The following is a 17,460-nucleotide window of genomic DNA, read 5'->3' as shown; positions in this document are numbered from 1 at the left end:
TTGAGGAAAGGACAGAGGTGAAACAAAAGATCATGTGTACGGCGGTCTCGCTCGCTCTCGCAGCGGGCCTGGCCGCCACACCCGCCTCCGCCCAGGCGGCCGCATCGGCCCTGAGAAAGTTCGACTTCAACGGTGACGGCTACGGCGACGTCGTCGTCGCCCAACCGGCCAACGGCGGCACCGGGGCGGTGCCCGTCCTGTACGGCGGGCCCGGCGGGCTGAAGGGGCAGGTGCTCCTCCGTCCCCCTGGGGACTGCTCGACCTCGGCCTACTCCTGCAACTCGTTCGGTGCCCAGCTGTCGGCCGCCGACGTCGACAACGACGGCAGGACCGACCTCATCGCCGGCGGCCGGTTCTACACGATCGTCAGTTCGTGGACGTCCACGGGGATCGCCCAGAGCAAGCACTATGTCGGTTACACGCCGTACAACGGCTGGGACGCGGTCCAGGTGATGCGGGCCGGGGAGTTCGACGACCGGCCCGGAGCCGACATCGTCAAGCCGATGCGCACGTACTACTTCTCCAGCGACGTGCTGGCCGGGTGGTACAACGGGGCCGAGCAGGGCACCTACCAGTATCTTCCTCGCGCCCAGGACGGGACCGCCACCGCTGTCTCCTCGACCGCCTCCGGCGACGTCAACGGCGACGGGAAGACGGAACTGGCGTACGTCAGCAGCGAAAACGTGGTCGAACTGAGCATCATGTACCCCCCTCACACCTCTCCGCCGCAACGCGTCCTCCTGGGCTCGTCGGCGACGTGCGGAGTCGTCTGCCCCAAGTACGACTCCCTGGTCCACATGGGCGACGTCAACGGCGACGGCCACGACGACCTGGTGATGGTCACCGCCAGCCGCAACTCACTGCAGGTCTGGTACGGCTCGTCCTCGGGCCTGTCCGCCACCCCGGGCTTCTCCACCGACCAGCTGACCTGGCTGGCGAACCAGGCGGCGAGCACCAGTCTGGCCGTCGGCGACGTCAACGGCGACGGCTCCGCGGAGATCGCCGTCGGTGCCGCGAACACCACCGTCTCCGGCAAGGCGGGTGCCGGCATGGTGGTGGTGATACCCGGTTCCACCGGCGGCCCCGTACCGGCCCGCGCGCAGTTCGTCACCCAGGACAGCCTCGGCTCCGTCCCGAATCCGGCCTCCCCGGTCGCCGATCCGATCAGTGAGCGGTCTCAGCCCAAGGACAACTTCGGCGACGCCGTCTCGATCACGGACGTCACCGGCGACGGCATGGGTGAGGTCGTCGTCGGCGCTCCCGGCAAGAACGCCAACACCGGCATGCTGGCCGTCCTGCGCGGCTCGCCCACCGGCATCTCCGCCACCAATGCTCAGGTCGTCCATCCCGGCACGGTCGGCGTCAGCAATCCCTCCTACTTCGGCGCCCTCCTCCTGCACTGACGATCGGCCGAAGCGGGATTTTCTACCTGGAGGTGCCGGCCGAGGTCGGCCGGTTCCTCCTTGAACGGAGGTATATGTGAAGCGCGCTGTCGTGATCGCGTTCACCTTCCTGGTCACGGCGACGCCGGCGGCCGCCGCGAAGGCCGGGCAGCCGGTCGCGGAAGCCGGCCGGGAAACCGAATACGTGGTTCTCTACAAGGAGGGCGTGAACGCCGCCGACGCCAGGGGCGCCGTCCAGGCCGCGGGCGGCAGGATCCTGAAGGAGAACGGCACCGTCGGGCTGGCCACCGTCAGCACGACCGACCCCGGCTTCACGAGCCTGTTGCGGGGCAGCGCCCTGATCGAAGGCGTCGCCCGCAACCGGTCCGTCGGCGGCGTGCCAGACAACGCGCCCATGAGTGACGGGGCGGTGCGCAAGGCCCTCGGGGCCGAGGCGTTCGAGGAGCCGGGGAGGGGGGAGCGCGGCGCGCCCTCCGCCGCCAGGCGGCGCAAGCCGGCTCCTCAAGCCGAGCCGCTGTCGGAACTGCAATGGGACATGAAGCAGATCGGTGCCACCGTCGACGGCTCGTACAAGTACGAGCAGGGAGACCCCGAGGTGCTGGTCGCCATCCTCGACACCGGCGTGGACGGCTCCCATCCCGACATCGCGCCGAACTTCAACCGGGAGCTGAGCCGCAATTTCACTGTGGACATCCCGGTCGACGCCGACGGCGAGGAGGTCGACGGCCCTTGTGAGGAGGAGCCGGACCGTTCGTGCGAGGACCCGGCGGACGTGGACGAGGACGGCCACGGGACGCACGTGGCGTCCGCGCTGGCCGCACCGATCAACGGGCTCGGCATCGCGGGCGTGGCGCCCAAGGTCTCGATCGTGAACCTGAGGGTCGGCTCGGACGTCGGCTACTTCTTCCTCCAGCCGAGCGTCGACGCGCTGACCTATGCGGCCGACATCGGGGTCGATGTCGCCAACATGAGCTTCTACACCGACCCCTGGCTGTCCAACTGCACCGGCAACCCGTCCGACTCCCCGGAGGAGCGTCTGGAGCAGACCACGATCCGCAGGGCCATGCAGCGGGCGCTCGACTACGCCCACGCCAGGGGCGTGACTCTGATCGCGGCCATCGGGAACCAGGCCGTCGACCTCACCAAGGACTACGTCGACAGATCGAGCCCCAACTTCGTCAGAGTGCCGGGCGAGAAGCCTCACTCGCGTACGATCACGCCGGACTGCGACATCATGCCGGTCGAGGGCAACCACGTGATCAGGGTGTCCGCGACCGGCGTCAGCGAGCGCAAGTCGTTCGGCTCCAACTACGGCGACGGCTCCACCGACCTGGCCGCCCCCGGCGGGGACACCTACGACACGCCGGACAACACACGTGACACGACCCGGGCGACGCTGGCGGCCTACCCGAAGGCGCTCGCGGTGGCACGTGGCGAGCTGAACCCGGACGGCACGCCCAACGTCGCCCGCGTCGTCCGTGACTGCGACGGCGCCGTCTGCGCCTACTACCAGTACGACCAGGGCACCTCGATGGCGTCGCCGCGCGCCGCCGGCGTGGCGGCGCTGATCGTCAGCGAGCACGGTCACCAGGACCGGAAGCACGGCGGCAAGACGCTCAACCCCGACGTCGTGGAGGCGATGCTGAAGACGACCGCCACCAGGAAGGACTGCCCCACCCCCGCCGCCTACACCTACACGCGGCACCTGCCCAACGGCACAACCGTCACCGACACACACCTCTGTGAGGGGAACCGGTTCCGCAACGGCTTCTACGGCTACGGCATCGTGAACGCCCTGCGGGCCGTCCGCTGACCCGGCCGGGCACCTGCCGTTCACGCGTCGCCCGCGTCAGGTGAGATGGTGGAGCAGGGTGCGGGCGAGGGACTCGACGTCGCCTCCCGGGTCCGGGTGTACGTTTCCCTCCAGCAGGAGGTTGGCGAGACCGTGTGCCAGCGCCCAGGCGGCGAGCGCGGCCGTGCGGTCAGCCGGCCGGAGCAGTTGCTCCCCGGCCCGTTCCCGGGCCACGAGGAGCTCGGGGTCCCGATCGATGCACAGTTCGGACGCCCGCATCACCGCGAAGTGCGCGGGGTGCGTGGTCGCGAACCTCAGGTAGGCGACGGCCCGCTCGGTCAGGTCGTCGCCTCGCACACGCTCAAGCTGGTCGGCCAGCAGGTTGTAGCCCTCGGCGGCGATCGCGGTCAGCAGCCCGGCCCGGCTCCGGAAGTGGTGGGAGGGAGCGGCGTGGGAGACGTTCGCCCGCCGAGCCAGCTCGCGGAGACTGAGCTCGCCCAGCCCGTCCTCGGCGATCGCCTCGAGGGTGACGTCCATCAGCACACGACGCAGGTCGCCGTGATGATATGGCTGCTTGCCGGCCGGGGCACTCACCCCCCATATGCTACGGATATCGTCGCCACCCGATGTCGTCTCCCTGGCCCGCGTGAGCGACAGGCGGCCGGTCCCGGCGTAGGCCGGAGAGTTCCCGGACGAGGCCCCGGCCGGGCGGAGCCGGTGCCGTACGCCCGTGCCCGGATCGGGTTTCCTCAAGGGCCGGGGCAGGGGCGGCCGAGTGTCTCATCAGAGTCCCGGGCGACCGTGGGTCCGAGCGTTGGCGGGGTTTCCGCAGCTGCGCGGCACGGACGTGGAGCGCTAAATCCCGCCCTCATTGGAGACCGGATGGATGCTCAGGTGTCACCGTTCACAGGCGTCTTCACCGAGGAACACGAGGCCCTGGTCGCCGAGGTCCGCGTCGAGTGGGCGGAGAGCGCCCTTTCCACGCGACCGGCCGACCGGAGCGCGGCGGAGCGGGCCGTGCGGGAGGCGTACACCGCCATGCGGCTGGAGCCGCCGCGCAGTGTCGTGTGGGCCGACTCCCCGGTCGGGTGCCTGCGGGCCTGCCTCGAAGACGGTACTTCCGAACGGTCAGGGTCTACGGACGCGTTCTCGCCCGAGCTCGTGTCCAGACTCGGCCGTGAACTGCGGCGCCGGTATGAGAGCAACCCGTGGAGAGAACTGGAGGACCGGCTGCTGAGCCGGCTTCACGACGCGCTCGGGCCCGAGCTGTGGGACGAGCTCAGGTCGCAGATCGGGTCCCGGATCAGGGAACCCCTGTGGGACCGGTTCGGGGTGCGGCTGCGCGGTCATGTCCTGAGCCGGCTCAGCGATCAGCTTCCGTCCCTGCTGGGCGGTCAGCTCGGCGGGGTGCAGGACGTCTGGCGGGACGCGTACCGGATGGCGCTCTACACCTGTGCCTTCCGGATCGCGCGGGGGCGACCGGACGATGGGCTTGAGGCGCTCTCCGACGTCACCCGCCGCGTCGGCTGGTGGATCCCGTCGAGGGACGGCGTCATCCTGTCCGACCGGCCCGGGGTCCTCCTCCGGGACGAGCTGGAGCGGCTTCACTCCGCGACCGGTCCCGCCCTGTCCTGGCCGGACGGGTACGCGCTCCACGCGTGGCACGGCACCCCGGTGCCCGAGTGGGTCATCACGGATCCGACGCCGGAGGCGATCAGGGCAGAGGACGACCCGGAAATACGCCGATGCGCGATCGAGTCCTTCGGCTGGGAGCGCTACATCGCGGAGGTGGGGATACCCCTCGTCGCCGAGATCGAGGACCCGCGCGACCCCGGCTCGAAACTGGCCCTGTACGACCTTCCGGAAGACATCTTCGATGAACCGCTCCGGGTCCTGGTGACCACCGATGCGCAGGCGCGGAGCGTGTATCTGGTGCTGTGAACGGCGACCGCCACCGGCTCGTGCGGCCGCGTCGAGGTGCTCCGCATCAAGCAGGCCTGGGTCGAGAAGGCGTGCGGCACCCTGCGAAGGCCGCCCAGATCCGGCGGGTGGTCGGATCCCCCCCGGCTCAGGCCGGCAGCAGGACGCGAATCGCCACGCTTAAGGCGGACGTCGTCGACGCGGCTCTCACATGGAGCTCCGGCACGTCTGGAGATTGCGGAGGCAGGCCAGCCTGACCGGCTGGTCCCGGTCGACCTCGGTGTTCAGCAAGACGATCGCACGCTCGAACACCGGTACGGCGGCCTCTGGCCGACCGCGTTTCCAGAGGGTCATCGCGAGATTGTTGAGCGCGACCGCGAGCTCCGGATGGGCCGGGCCCAGGCACCCTTCCTTGATCGCGAGGACCTTGCGGAAGCCGGCCTCGGCCGCCTCGAACCCGCCTCGCGAATAGTGGATCGAGGCGAGGTTGTTCAGGCAGGAGGCCACTTCGTAGTCGTCCTGGTCCAGCCGCGTCTCGAACACGGCGAGTGCCTCCACCAGCAGGCGCTCGGCCTCGTCGAGGTCGCCGAGCGCGTGGACGATCGCCGCCAGCGCGGCCTTGTCGGCGGCCAGTTCCGGGTCCGCGGGACCGTGAGTGCGCCGCCGGATCTCCACGGAGCGGCGGGCGAACGGCTCCCCCTGAGCGTGGGTCCCGCGGGCATGGTTCAGCCCGCCGAGATTGTGGTAAAGGGTGGCCGTGAACGGGTGCTCATCGCCAAGGTCTGCTTCGAGTATCGCGAGAGCCCGCGAATAGAAGGACTCGGACTCCTCGAACCGCCCCGTGTACTTGTGGAGCACGCCCAGGCTGTTGCAGATCCGCGCGACCGCGAGAGAGCCCGCTCCCGGCGTCTCCTCGGCGAGGCTGAGCGCGCTCCGCAGGATCTCGTCCGATCGCCGGTACCTTCCCCGAAAGCGGAGCAGCTCGGCGAGGGCGTCGAGTGCACGCAGATGGGCGTCCTGGGACGGTTCGCTGTCTCGGGTGATCTCAACGGCCCGTTCCAGGGTGCGTTCGGCTTCGTCCAGCCGTCCGAGCCGGCGGTACCGCCCGGCCGCCGACAGCAGGGCCTCCGGCGCGGTGTCGCCGCCGGTGTCGTACGGGGTGGCGCCCGGGATGGCACTGTGTCCCCGGGGGTCAGGCGCCATGGCCCGCGCGTTCGGCGTCGGTGTCGGCGGCGTCGGCCTGGCCGGCGCCGATGACGTTCGCCGCGGGGGCGAGGAGGCGGTCGAGCCTGGTCGCCTGCAGGGCCACGAGGCCGAGCGCCAGGGCCAGGGCCAGGAAGAGCAGGGATCCGCGCCCGGAGCCGACCATCGCGCCGGCCACCGCCGGCCCGACGATGTAGCCCAGCGTCTGCGCGAAGCTGTAGGCCCCGTTGTACCTGCCACGGTTGTCGTCGGACGCCAGGTCGTTCACGATCGCCGGGACGCTCGGGGCCATGAGCGTCTCACCGGCGGCGAATAGGACCATCGCGGCCGTGAACACCGCGACGGCGGCCGGGCCGCCGCCGAGATGCGCGGCGCCCACCACGGTGAGCCAGGCGAGGGCCATGAGCACGGCCGACAGGGCGAACGCGCGGGTACGGCGACGGCCGGTCACGAGGCGCAGGACGAACAGCTGGGTGAGAACGACCGTGCAGGTGTTGGCCAGGAAGGTGAGCTGCAGCGCGGCGGCGTCGAGGCCGCCGCTTCGGATGGCGAAGACCGGGTAGGCGCTGTAGTACTGGCCGTAGCCGCAGACGAAGACCACGGCGACCAGCACGCAGATCCGCAGCAGCAGCCGGTCGGCGAGTATCGTCCGGTATCCGCCGCGAGCGCCGCCCGTCGGGGAATCGCGCGCACGGGCGCCCCGGTCCCGGCGAGCGCCGTGTCCGGGGGCGGCGCGACCACGGCCCGGTGTTCCGGCGATCAGCACGGCGAAAGTGAGGAAGGTGCCCGCGTCGGCCACGTATATCGTGACGAAGGTCCGCGCGGAGGAGAGGTCCACCAGGAAGGCGGCGAGCAGGCTGCCGGCGCTGAGCCCGACGTTCAGCAGGGCATGCCGCACCGCGAACACCTGCGAGCGGCGGCCCGGGCGAACCGAGGTGCTCAGCAGCGACTGGAAACACGGCTCGGCGATCGCGACACCGAACCCGTAGAGCGCGGCCCACAGCGCGCCCTCCCATGCGCTCCGTACGCCGATCATCCCGGCGGTTCCGGCCGCGGCGAGGACGAGGCCCGCCGCGGCGGGCCGCCGCGGACCGAGAAGATCCGCGAGCAGTCCGCCTACGGGGGTTCCCACCAGTCCGGCGATCGCGATCGCGGAGAGGACGAGCCCGGCCGGGCCGAGCTCGACGCCCCGCACGTCATGCAGGTAGACGAGGAGAAAGGGGAGGGTGAGGCCGGCTCCGACCGCGGACACGGCGTCGCCACAGAGGATGAGCCATGCGTGACCGGGCAGACGTGGAAGCAATCCCTGCGACCGCATCCGCTCCACCTGTTCGTCCTTCCGCAGTCACGAGTGCCCTGGCGGACGCTCGACGGGCGCTCGCGCTTCCGCTACTCGCCGGAGCCGGCAGGCGTTGTCAGGCCAGGACGGTCTCGTTGTGGTTGGTGGAAAGGCCGGGTTCGAGGACGGTCTCGTTGTGGTTCGTGGAAAGGCCGGGTTCGAGGACGGTCTCGTCGTGGTGGAGAGACATCGTGACTCCTTGTGGGGTCGGAGGGTCCGCCCCGGCGGGGGGTCGCTCGGGGCGATCAATCTTGACGATGACAAGACTGTCTTATGGCTTCCTTAAGGCGCGGCGAAGCCACGGCGCCCGGCCCGGTGGATCCCGCAAGAGTCCACAACCGGTTCTTTAGACCTCATCGCTAGACAGAGCCCCGGAACATCACCTGTAAGTCCTGGGGGTCCCCGTGGTACGGCGGCGATTGGTCGGCATCCTGTGTGCGCTGGGAGTGCTGGCGGGCTTGGTCACAGCCGTGCCGCAGGCCGCCACCGCGGCCGCGCAGCCCGACGCGGAGACCTCGGCCCTGCTGTCGGTCGTCGAGCGCTTCGCCGCCCTCGGCAGGGGCCTGGGCGCGGTGGGCCCGATGAACGAGCAGTTGCCCCTCGTCGGGCTCGTCCCCGGCGCGGAGGACGGCCTCGGCCTGGGCGACCTGTTCGACGTGGCGGTGTACGACCAGCTCAGAGGGCTCACGAGCCTGGAGGATCTGGAGGACGAGTACCCGCTCTCCGGCCCGCGCGCCGGGCGGCTGCTGGCCAAGGCGAGCACCCAGGGCGGGGTCAGGCGCCTCGACCTGACCCTGGAGGTGACCAGGACGGTCGCCGACAGGCCGATCTCCGTCAGCAGCGCCCAGCCCAAGGTCTCGCTGACGACCTCCGGGGGAGTGGACGTCACCCTGAAGCTGGTGGCGAAGCTGCCCTTCGCCTACGATCCCGCCACCAAGGCCGCCTGGCTGGGCAGGGACGTCGCGGTGACGGTGCAGGCCGACGGGCGGCTCGCGGCCGGGGCCACGCCCTCGGCCGCCTTCGGCATCCTCGGCGTCGACCTGTCCACCGCCTCCTCGCTCTCCTTCACCTCGGCGTTCGCCTCCTCCGCCGCGGACCCCGACGGCGACGGCAGGCTGAGCCAGGACGAGCTGGGAGCGGACGGAGCGGCGTCCGGGCTTTTCGCCTTCACCAGGAAGGGCTCGGCGACCGCCGCGCTGCACGTCACCGCGAAGCCGTTCGCCGGCGCCCAGGTCGAGGGCGCGACCGCGACCGTCGGCGTGAGCTGGCCCGACCTCGCGACGGGCGGGCCGCAGGTGAGCGTGAGCCGGCCCGACCTGGACCGGCTGGGCCGCTTCCAGACACTCACGCCGAAGGACCTGCTCGACGGGCTGACGCACCTGTCCGGCGCTATCACCGCCGTGCAGCGGGCCCGCTGGGGCGACCAGGGCGATGTGGACCTGCCGTTCATGCGCGGCTCCCTGGCCGACGCGGTGCGCGTCTCCGAGGCCATCGACGCGTTCGTCACCGGCAACGTCGACCGGAACACCGGCCAGCCCACCTTCACCTCGATCCAGGACATGTTCGCCGCGCTCGGCAGGGCGCGGAACCTGCCCGGCGGCGCGATCATCAAGGTCGCCGACGCGGGCTACGACGACGCCGGCAAGAAGATCGCATTCACGCTCGTCGTCGACCGCCCGGTCAACCCCACACCCGAGACGCTCAACCCGGCCGGACAGGCCACCACCGGCTCGGGCGCCGGCGTCGCCTACACCGCGAAGACGCTCAAGCACACCGGCCAGAAGTGGACGCCCGGTGAGCTCGCCGGCCGTACGGTCACCGCGGGCACGGCGAGCGGCATGGTGGCGGACAACACCGCCGACACGGTCACCCTCGCCGGGGACGGGTGGCGCGGCGGGGCGCCCGCGGCCGGGACCGCCTACCGGATCGCCGCCGCCGATCCCATGATCGGCCAGGTCACCCTCGGCGACACCTTCAAGGCCCGCGCGGGCCTCGCCCAGGCCAACGCGGACGTCGCCGTCGCGGGCGTCATGCGCGGTTACCACGCCGCCGCCACGGTCGTGCTCGACCTGAGCGACCCGGTCACCGGTCAGGCGTGCGCCTCCCGGCCGGACGGGCAGCGGAAGGCCTGCCCCTACCGGCACGTCAACCCGGACGGCAGCTCCACCGTGGTGACCGAGCTTCCCCGGTCCGCCGACCGCGTCATGCTGCGTACCGGCCGCGACCTGTTCGGCGCGCAGGTGTCGGTCAGGAGCGCCGTCAACGTCAACGCCGTCGTCGGCTACCTGGCCGTGCAGGTCACCGGAGACCTCACCATGACGGGCGCGAGCGGCGGCGACGTGGTGAAGGTCGCGCTCAAGGACATCGGCGACGTGCCGCTGACACGGCTGTTTGAGCGGCTGTCGGGCAACCCCGGCGAGGTCCTGACCTCTCAGGTGGACGCCGCCGCCCGGGCCAGGCTGACCCTGGGCGTCCCCGGCATGGCGGACTTCTTCGGCGGCAGGGTGACCGGCGACGTGGAGATGCCGGACGTCCGCAAGCCGGACACGCTGAACTTCCGCGGCTTCGACCAGATCGGCAAGGTCAAGGGCTTCGCCTTCGACCCCGACAACCCCCAGGCGCTGTTCGGCACGCTGATCAAGTCGCTGGGCGCGCTGGCCGGCTACCTCGACCACGTCCAGGGCGACGGCCCGGTCGGCAAGGCGATGACGACCAGGCTGCCGCTCCTCGGCCGGTCGATTTCCGACCTGGTCGCCGCCGAGGAGATGGGCTCGGGCCCCGGCGTCGTGTACGGCGACGGCGCCTGCGGCAGCGAGCACGGCTTCGTGACCGATCCCTCGCGTACGTTCACCCAGGCGCACATCGGGCGCGGTGTGGTGATCGGCACCCGCGTGATGACCGTCGAGGCGGTGTGCGCCGAGCACACCCTGGCCTTCACCGCGAAGTTCGGCGAGGCCGCTCCCGCGCCGGGGAGCGCGTACGCGCTGCGCTCTCCGCTCAGGGACGCGATCGACCGGCTGACCGCGGCCCCGCCGGACACCGTGCAGGCGCTGGTGGCCGAGCTGAACAGGGCACTCGGCGGCCAGGTCCGCGTCTCCTACGACGACGGCGCGCTGCGGCTGTCGCTGGCGTACGACAAGAAGGCGGCGATGAACGAGGCGCTGCGCTTCTCCTTCGGGGAGCGCAGCCTGGTCGCGGCCTCCGGTTCCGGCACGCTCGACGCTTCCGTCACCGGGCAGGTGCGGCTGGGCCTGCGTGTCGCGCTCAAGCGCGACTTCGACCTCGCCCAGGACCTGCTCGTCGACACCGACTCCGGCCTCGACCTGGAGGCGAGCGCGCGGCTGGACGGCACGGTCAAGGCGGACATCGGCCCGCTGCCCGTCTCCGTCGGCAAGGCCGGCGACGACCCGCTGCAGGCCAGGCTCGCGTACGGCGTGAGCCTCCGGTACGACGGCGACCCGCAGGAGGCGGTGCCGCCGGCCGACTTCTTCGCCGGGCTCGGCCTGTCGCTCAACGAGACGACCGAGTCGGTCACCTGCGACCGCGACCCCCGGCGCGACGAGACCGACCTGGCGCTGTGCGCGGTGCTGCCCGCCTACCTCAACGGCAGCCCGATCACCGCGGACGGCAGGCACGCCTTCATCCTGCGGCTGCCCAGGGTCGCCCCGCTGGCCGAGATGTTCGACCTCACCGCGAAGCTGCCTGGCGACATCGACCGGCTGGAGATCCCCAGCTTCGACTTCTCCACGCTGCCCGCCGGGCTGGAACTGGACTGGACCAACCTGGGCGACGGCCTCGACCGGTACCTCACCGCGCTGGAGTCCGGCATGCGCACGGCTTCCTACGGCGGCAGGCTGCCCCTGGTCGGCGCCGACCTGCAGCAGGGCGCGGACTTCGTCGGCGCCAAGCGCGAGGAGATCAAGGCGGCGATCGCCAAGCTGCCGAACGGCGGCCGGGTGCCGACCGGCAAGGACCTGCGTGAGTGGTACAACGCCGAGCTGGCCCCCAAGGTCGGCCCTGGCGTGCAGCCGCTGATCACCTGTGTGCAGGCGCCGGAGCCGGCGGAGCCGACGGCGTGCGACGCGGCGAAGGGCACCGAGCTGACCGGGGTCACATTCACGGTCGACATCGGCAAGGGCACCGTGGACCCCCAGCAGGGCTGTGTCGAGGGCTGCGCGAGTCTGGAACGGCGGCTGAACATCGGCATCCCCGGTCTCGCGCTGCGCCAGGGCCCGGGCAAGGGCGTGCAGGCCAGGCTCGGCTGGCACGTGAAGGCCACGATCGGGCTGGACCGGACCAACGGCTTCTACATCGACGCCGGCCAGGACAATCGGCCGCAGGCGGGCATCGGCGTGAACGTCGCGCTGCCCGAGGAGATCAACGCCAAGCTGGCCATCCTCGACGTCACCCTGAAGAACCGCACGCCGCGGTCTGCGGACCTGTTCGCCGGCACCTTCACCGTCGGGCTCAAGCCGGTCGGCAAGATCGGCCTCGGGCAGCTGGCCGACGCCGGGGACCTGGTCGAGACCTCGCTGAAGGCCAAGACCGCCGTCGACTGGCGCTTCACCGTGACGCCGGGTTCGCCGATGCTCCCCGGGCTGTTCGGCGACTTCACCCTCGACTGGGACCTCACCAAGGCCGGCGGCCCCGACCCTGCCGACCTGCACATCGCCTTCACGAACGTGAACCTGGAGGCCGGCGACTTCTTCCGCAGTGTCCTCGGCCCGGTGGTGACCCAGGTGAAGCGGGTCACCGACCCGGTCAGGCCGGTGATCGACCAGCTGTACGCGCCCATCCCGGTGCTGTCGGACCTGAGCCGGGCGGCGGGCGGCGGCGACGTGAACCTGATGACGATCGCCAAGAAGTTCAACACCCTGGGCGGGAACAGCTCGACGCAGTTCGTCGAGCGCATGGTCGAGATCACCAAGCTGGTCACCTCATTGCCCGACTGCCGGGGCGAGCTGCACATCCCCCTGGGCGGTTTCACGGTGGCCGGCGACAGGGCGCTCGTCACGCAGAACTCGCCGGACGTGGCGGACTCGCTGATCGGGAACACGACCCCCGAGACGCAGGACCTCCTGGCGGCGCTCGACCAGGGCGCACGAACCTGTGACAAGGCCACGGCCACGGCCGGCGCCGAGCAGGGGCCGATGGGGCAGTCCTCGAAGGCCGGCTTCTCCTTCCCGGTCCTGGACAACGCGGGCCGGTCGATCTTCAGCCTGATCATGGGCAGGGACGTCGAACTGGTCGAGTACGACTCCGGGCCGCTGCGTCTGGGCTTCACCTACAGCCAGTCCTTCGGCCCGGTCTACGCGCCGCCGCCCGTCATGGTCGTCATCTCCGGCACCGCGGGGGTGGAGGCGCGGATCAGGGCGGGCTTCGACACCTACGGCGTCCGCAAGGCGATCGAGCAGGGCAAGGCCGATCTCCAGGTCCTCGACAGCCTGTACCTGAGGACCGCCGACGAGCGGGGCCGCCCCCTGCCGGCGATCACCTTGTCCGGCCGCCTGGAGGCCGGGGCGGCGGTCGACGTGCTGCTCGTCAAGGCCGGAGTGAGCGGAGGGATCTCCCTCGGCATCTCGATGAACTGGGCCGATCCGACCAACGACGGCAAGTTCAGGTTCTACGAGTTCTCCGGGATCCTGCTGCGCAACCCGCTCTGCCTGTTCACCATGGACGGCAAGCTGAAGGTGTACCTGAAGGCGTGGGTGGAGATCGGCATCTCGATCTTCAAAAAGCGCTTCGACTGGACGATCGTCGAGGCCACGCTGCTCGACTTCTCGGCGAAGCCGAAATGCGACGAGGCCCCGCCCAAGCTCGCCACCGTCAGCGGCGAAGCGCTGGTGCTGCACATCGGCCCGATGCGCGGCGCCAGGGGAGGCAGCACCGCCAAGCCGGGCGACGACGCCGAGCAGTGGACCGTCAGCCAGCTCCCCGGCGACGAGGGCTTCGTGGTGAGCGCGCTCGGCGTCCGCGAGGAGCACCACACGGCGGGCCTCGACCGGGTGCTGGCCGACGGCCGCGGCGCCACGGGCGACCTCAAACTGGTCTTCCAGGGGTACGCCGACGCGTCCGGCGCGCCGTACCCGTTCGACCGGAAGATCGTCGCCTTCGGCGGCGACGGCGACGACATGATCCTCGCCGGGTCCGGCAGCACCGTGGCGGACGGCGGCAAGGGCGACGACCAGATCACCAGCGGCGACCAGTACGACGAGCAGGGCAAGACGGTGGTCGTCGTCGCCGGCGGTCCCGGCGACGACTACCTGACGGTGGGCGGCGCGGGCGGCTGGGTGGCCGGTGACGGGCGCCTGACCCCCGCCGTCCGGAAGGTCGGGAACGCGGAGGTCGCCGACTGGAACGCCGACGGCCCGCCCGGCGCGCCGGCCGACGCCCCGGGCGACGGCGACGACCGGATCGCCGCCGGACTCGGTGAGAACCGGCTGTACGGCAACGGAGGAGACGACACCGTCGGGGTCGCCTCCGACAGCCCGCTGGCCGCCTCCGACCCGTCGCCGCGCTTCCGCGCCCAGCCGAGCCTGCTGGTCGGAGGGCCCGGCGGCGACACCCTCACCGGTGGTTCCGCCGCCGACGAGATCTACACCGGACCGCGGGAGGAGTTCGGGCCCGACGCGCCGGGACCCGCGGACTCGGGGCCGAACTACGTCGACACCGGCGCGGGCGCCGACAGGGTGTACGGCGGCGGAGCCGTCGACCTGGTCGCCGGGCGTTCCCGTCCCGGCGAGACCGTACGGATCCTGGGCGGCGGCGGCGAGGACGTCCTCGCGGGCGGTCACGGCAAGGACGAGATCTTCGGCGGCCCCGGCGACGACTGGGTGATCGCCGAGCCGTCCGACGTGAGCGAGGCGCAGGGCCGCGACGAGTACGGCCCCGCCCGGCAGGTACGGCACCTGCCGCTGCCCGCGGGCGTGGAGCCCTCGGCCAAGCTGCTCGTGGGCGGCGACGGCGACGACCACATCGTGGGCGGCGACGGCGGCGCCACGATCTTCGGCGACAGGGCCCGTGACGAGCCCTGCACCGACGCCGAGGCGGACGGCGACGGCCGCGACCTCGTCCTCGGCGGCGCCGGCACGGAGACCGTCTCGGCCGGCGGGGGAGCCGACCGGGTCGAGGCCGGTGGCGGCCGGGACCGCGTGTGCGGTGAGAAGGGCGACGACACCCTGTACGGCGGAGCGGGCGACGACGAAGTCGGCGGCGGCCCGGGCGACGACATCGCCTACGGCGACGACGGAGCCGACGAGGTGACCGGCGGCGCCGGCGGCGACACCCTGTACGGCGGAGCGCAGGACGACGTGGTCGCGGGCGAGGCCGGCGAGGACACCGCGTTCGGCGGCCTCGGCGACGACCTGGTCGTCGGCGGCAGCCGCACGGCCGGCCGGGCCGACGCGAGCGACACGCTCTACGGCGACGCCGGAGCCGACCGGCTGGTCGGCGACAACGGCGACGCCACCGGCCCGTCCGACCTGGACGGCACACCGGAGGAGGCCGGCGGGCCCGACGTGATCCACGGTGGCGCCGACGCCGACACCGCCTTCGGCGGGATCGGGACCGACGAGGTGCACGGCGACGCCGGCGACGACCACCTGGAGGGCGGCAACGGGGCCGACCAGGTGCTCGGCGAAGCCGGTGAGGACGAACTCGTCGGCGGCGGCTCCGGGCCGCACCCCGACGCGGGCGACACCCTGCTCGGCGGTGACGGACCTGACGTGATCGCCGGTGACAACGCCGTCCTGAGCACGACCGGCGCGGCGACCCCGGTCGCCGTACGGCCCGGCCAGCTCCACACCCACCGGGTGGAGCCGCTGGCGGGCGGATCCGGCGCGGACGTCGCCGACGGCGGCGCGGGCAACGACGCGATCTTCGGCCAGGGCGGTCCCGACCGGCTGCGCGGTCAGGAGGGCGACGACTACGCGGAGGGTGGCGCGGGCGTCGACTGGGCCGAGGGCGACCAGGGCGACGACGACATCGTGGGCGGCTCGCACGCGGCGGCGGACGACGACGCCGACGCGCTGTTCGGCGGCCCCGGCGACGACGTGGTCACGGGCGACAACGCGGCGGTGACACTGGCGGGCACTCCCACACGGGCGACGGTCCGCCTCGGCTCGGCCGGTGCGCGGATGACCCCGCGGGCGGTGAAGCTCCTGGCCGAGGGCTCGGGGGACGACCGCGTCTCCGGCGGCTCGGGCGTGGACGTGCTGTGGGGGCAGGACGGCGACGACCAGATCTCCGGCGGCGGCCAGGGCGACTATATCGAGGGCGGCGGCGGCGCCGACCGGATCCGCGGCGATCTCCCGCTGTCGGCGGAGTCGACCCGGACAGCCGGCGAGCCACTCGCCGACCCCGGCTGGAAGGGGGTCGCGAGCGGGACCGCCGAACTGGAGGGCGACGACGCCGCTCCCGGCCAGGACGACCTCATCGGCGGCTCGGCCAAGCCGGGCGCGGCCGACAAGGGCGACGCGATCGAGGGCGGCGGCGGCGCCGACGTCCTGCTCGGCGACAACGGCTCCCTCGTCCGCACCCTGACCGGGAACACCGAGCGCGTCTACACCGAGCGCTACGCGGCGGGCCAGGCGCCGGCCGACGCCACCCGCAGCCGCACCCACGACCCCGCGCTGCCCGGCGGGTCCACCCGGTTCTGCACGCAGGCCCAGCCGGCGTGCGAGCCGGAAGGCTCCTTCGGCGCCGACCGCCTGTACGGCGACGCGGACGACGACGGGCTGTGGGGGCAGGACGGCGACGACCGGCTGGACGGCGGCGCGGGCGACGACGACCTGTTCGGCGAGCTCGGCGACGACGAGATGGACGGCGGCGCGGGCGAGGACGCCATGCTCGGCGACCGCGGCGGCGTGGTCGACGAGCGCATCGACGCCGGGGACGCGCAGCGGCTCGGCTTCACCGTCAGCCTCAACGCGCCGCCGAAGGAGACCTACCACGGCTTCCCGGCCGGCTCCTACGACCGCCGTACCGACCTGCTGCACGACGTGGACGGCGACGCCTGGGTGAGCGCGGCCATGCCGTACGACGGCTTCGCCAAGGGCGGCGACGACCGCATGCGCGGCGGGCCGGGCCGTGACAGCATGCACGGAGGCGCGGGCGACGACCTGATCAACGGCGACAGCGGCGGCGACGAGGTCTTCGGCGACGACGGTGCGGACGTCGTCTGGGGCGGCAAGGGCTGCGACCCCGTCCTGGACGCGGCGACCGCCGACTGCCTCGGCGGCGGCGCCTTCGACCCGGCCGCCCGGGGCACCGGCGACCGCTTCGTCGACCACGTGTTCGGCGGCGCGGGGGCCGACCTGCTCGACTACAACCCGCGCGGCTCCTATCCGGACGAGTGCGCCCCCGGCCGCATGCCCGACGGCGAACTGACCACCGTCGTCGACCCGTGCCTGTGGTTCCGGATGACCGGCAAGGACAACGCCTCGGCGGCCGACGACCAGCACCACCAGGGCGTCGACTGGCAGTACGGCGGCGCGGACCGGGACGTGCTGCAGGGCGACCGCACCGCGAACGGGCCCAACCCGGGCGACAAGATGATCGACTGGAACGGCTCGTTCAACCTCTACACCCACTGCGGACCGGCCAACGGCGGCCACAACATCGTCCGCCAGCACTCGCCCGCGATGCGCGACTTCCTGGCCAAGGTGGCCTGGGGCGCGGGCGCGGGCCGGAGCGCGGGCGACGCGTCCGGCGCGCGGGAGCTGGCGATCCCCGCCGGCGACAACGGCTCGCCCTATCCCACCTCACCCGGGCACTTCGACTCGCCCATCGCCTGCGCGAGCTGA

Annotated in this window: 7 protein-coding genes; 4 read left to right on the top strand and 3 right to left on the bottom strand. The window is 72.1% G+C overall.

The window, feature by feature from the left end; genetic code table 11:
- Positions 1-17: 17 nt before the first annotated feature.
- Positions 18-1,403, top strand: a complete 1,386-nt coding sequence (locus HHX40_RS11600) for an FG-GAP and VCBS repeat-containing protein (protein ID WP_182880568.1) — start codon at positions 18-20, stop codon at positions 1,401-1,403.
- A 76-nt stretch (positions 1,404-1,479) separates the two neighbouring features.
- On the top strand, positions 1,480-3,216 hold the full coding sequence (locus HHX40_RS11595) for a S8 family serine peptidase (protein WP_182880567.1): 1,737 nt from the start codon (positions 1,480-1,482) through the stop codon (positions 3,214-3,216).
- Positions 3,217-3,252: 36 nt separating this feature from the next.
- Here the strand turns inward: HHX40_RS11595 and HHX40_RS11590 are convergent, their stop codons facing one another.
- A complete protein-coding gene (locus HHX40_RS11590; RefSeq protein ID WP_310738048.1) occupies positions 3,253-3,789 on the bottom strand; it encodes a helix-turn-helix domain-containing protein in 537 nt (178 codons plus the stop codon).
- A 300-nt stretch (positions 3,790-4,089) separates the two neighbouring features.
- On the opposite strand from HHX40_RS11590, the gene HHX40_RS11585 reads away from it, so the two are divergent.
- Positions 4,090-5,136: a DUF6745 domain-containing protein gene (locus HHX40_RS11585; RefSeq protein WP_182880566.1), complete on the top strand. Its 1,047-nt coding sequence runs from the start codon at positions 4,090-4,092 to the stop codon at positions 5,134-5,136.
- Positions 5,137-5,322: 186 nt separating this feature from the next.
- Here the strand turns inward: HHX40_RS11585 and HHX40_RS11580 are convergent, their stop codons facing one another.
- Entirely contained in the window at positions 5,323-6,318 is a 996-nt protein-coding gene (locus HHX40_RS11580) for a tetratricopeptide repeat protein (RefSeq protein ID WP_182880565.1), read from the bottom strand.
- Positions 6,308-7,570 (bottom strand): MFS transporter, encoded by a 1,263-nt coding sequence (locus HHX40_RS11575; protein ID WP_182880564.1) that lies wholly within the window; start codon positions 7,568-7,570, stop codon positions 6,308-6,310. The genes HHX40_RS11580 and HHX40_RS11575 overlap by 11 nt, the downstream gene beginning before the upstream one ends.
- A gap of 545 nt (positions 7,571-8,115) precedes the next feature.
- Between HHX40_RS11575 and HHX40_RS11570 the strand changes: the two genes are divergently transcribed.
- Entirely contained in the window at positions 8,116-17,460 is a 9,345-nt protein-coding gene (locus tag HHX40_RS11570; RefSeq protein ID WP_182880563.1) for a calcium-binding protein, read from the top strand.

It is taken from the genome of Microbispora sp. H10949 (genome assembly GCF_014161435.1).
Classification (GTDB): domain Bacteria; phylum Actinomycetota; class Actinomycetes; order Streptosporangiales; family Streptosporangiaceae; genus Microbispora; species Microbispora triticiradicis.
This window is presented reverse-complemented; position numbering and strand designations above follow the sequence as displayed.

Bases quoted from the DNA above. Each gene is read 5' to 3' on its own strand.
- HHX40_RS11580 (WP_182880565.1), bottom strand. From the start codon at position 6,318: ATGGCGCCTGACCCCCGGGGACACAGTGCCATCCCGGGCGCCACCCCG.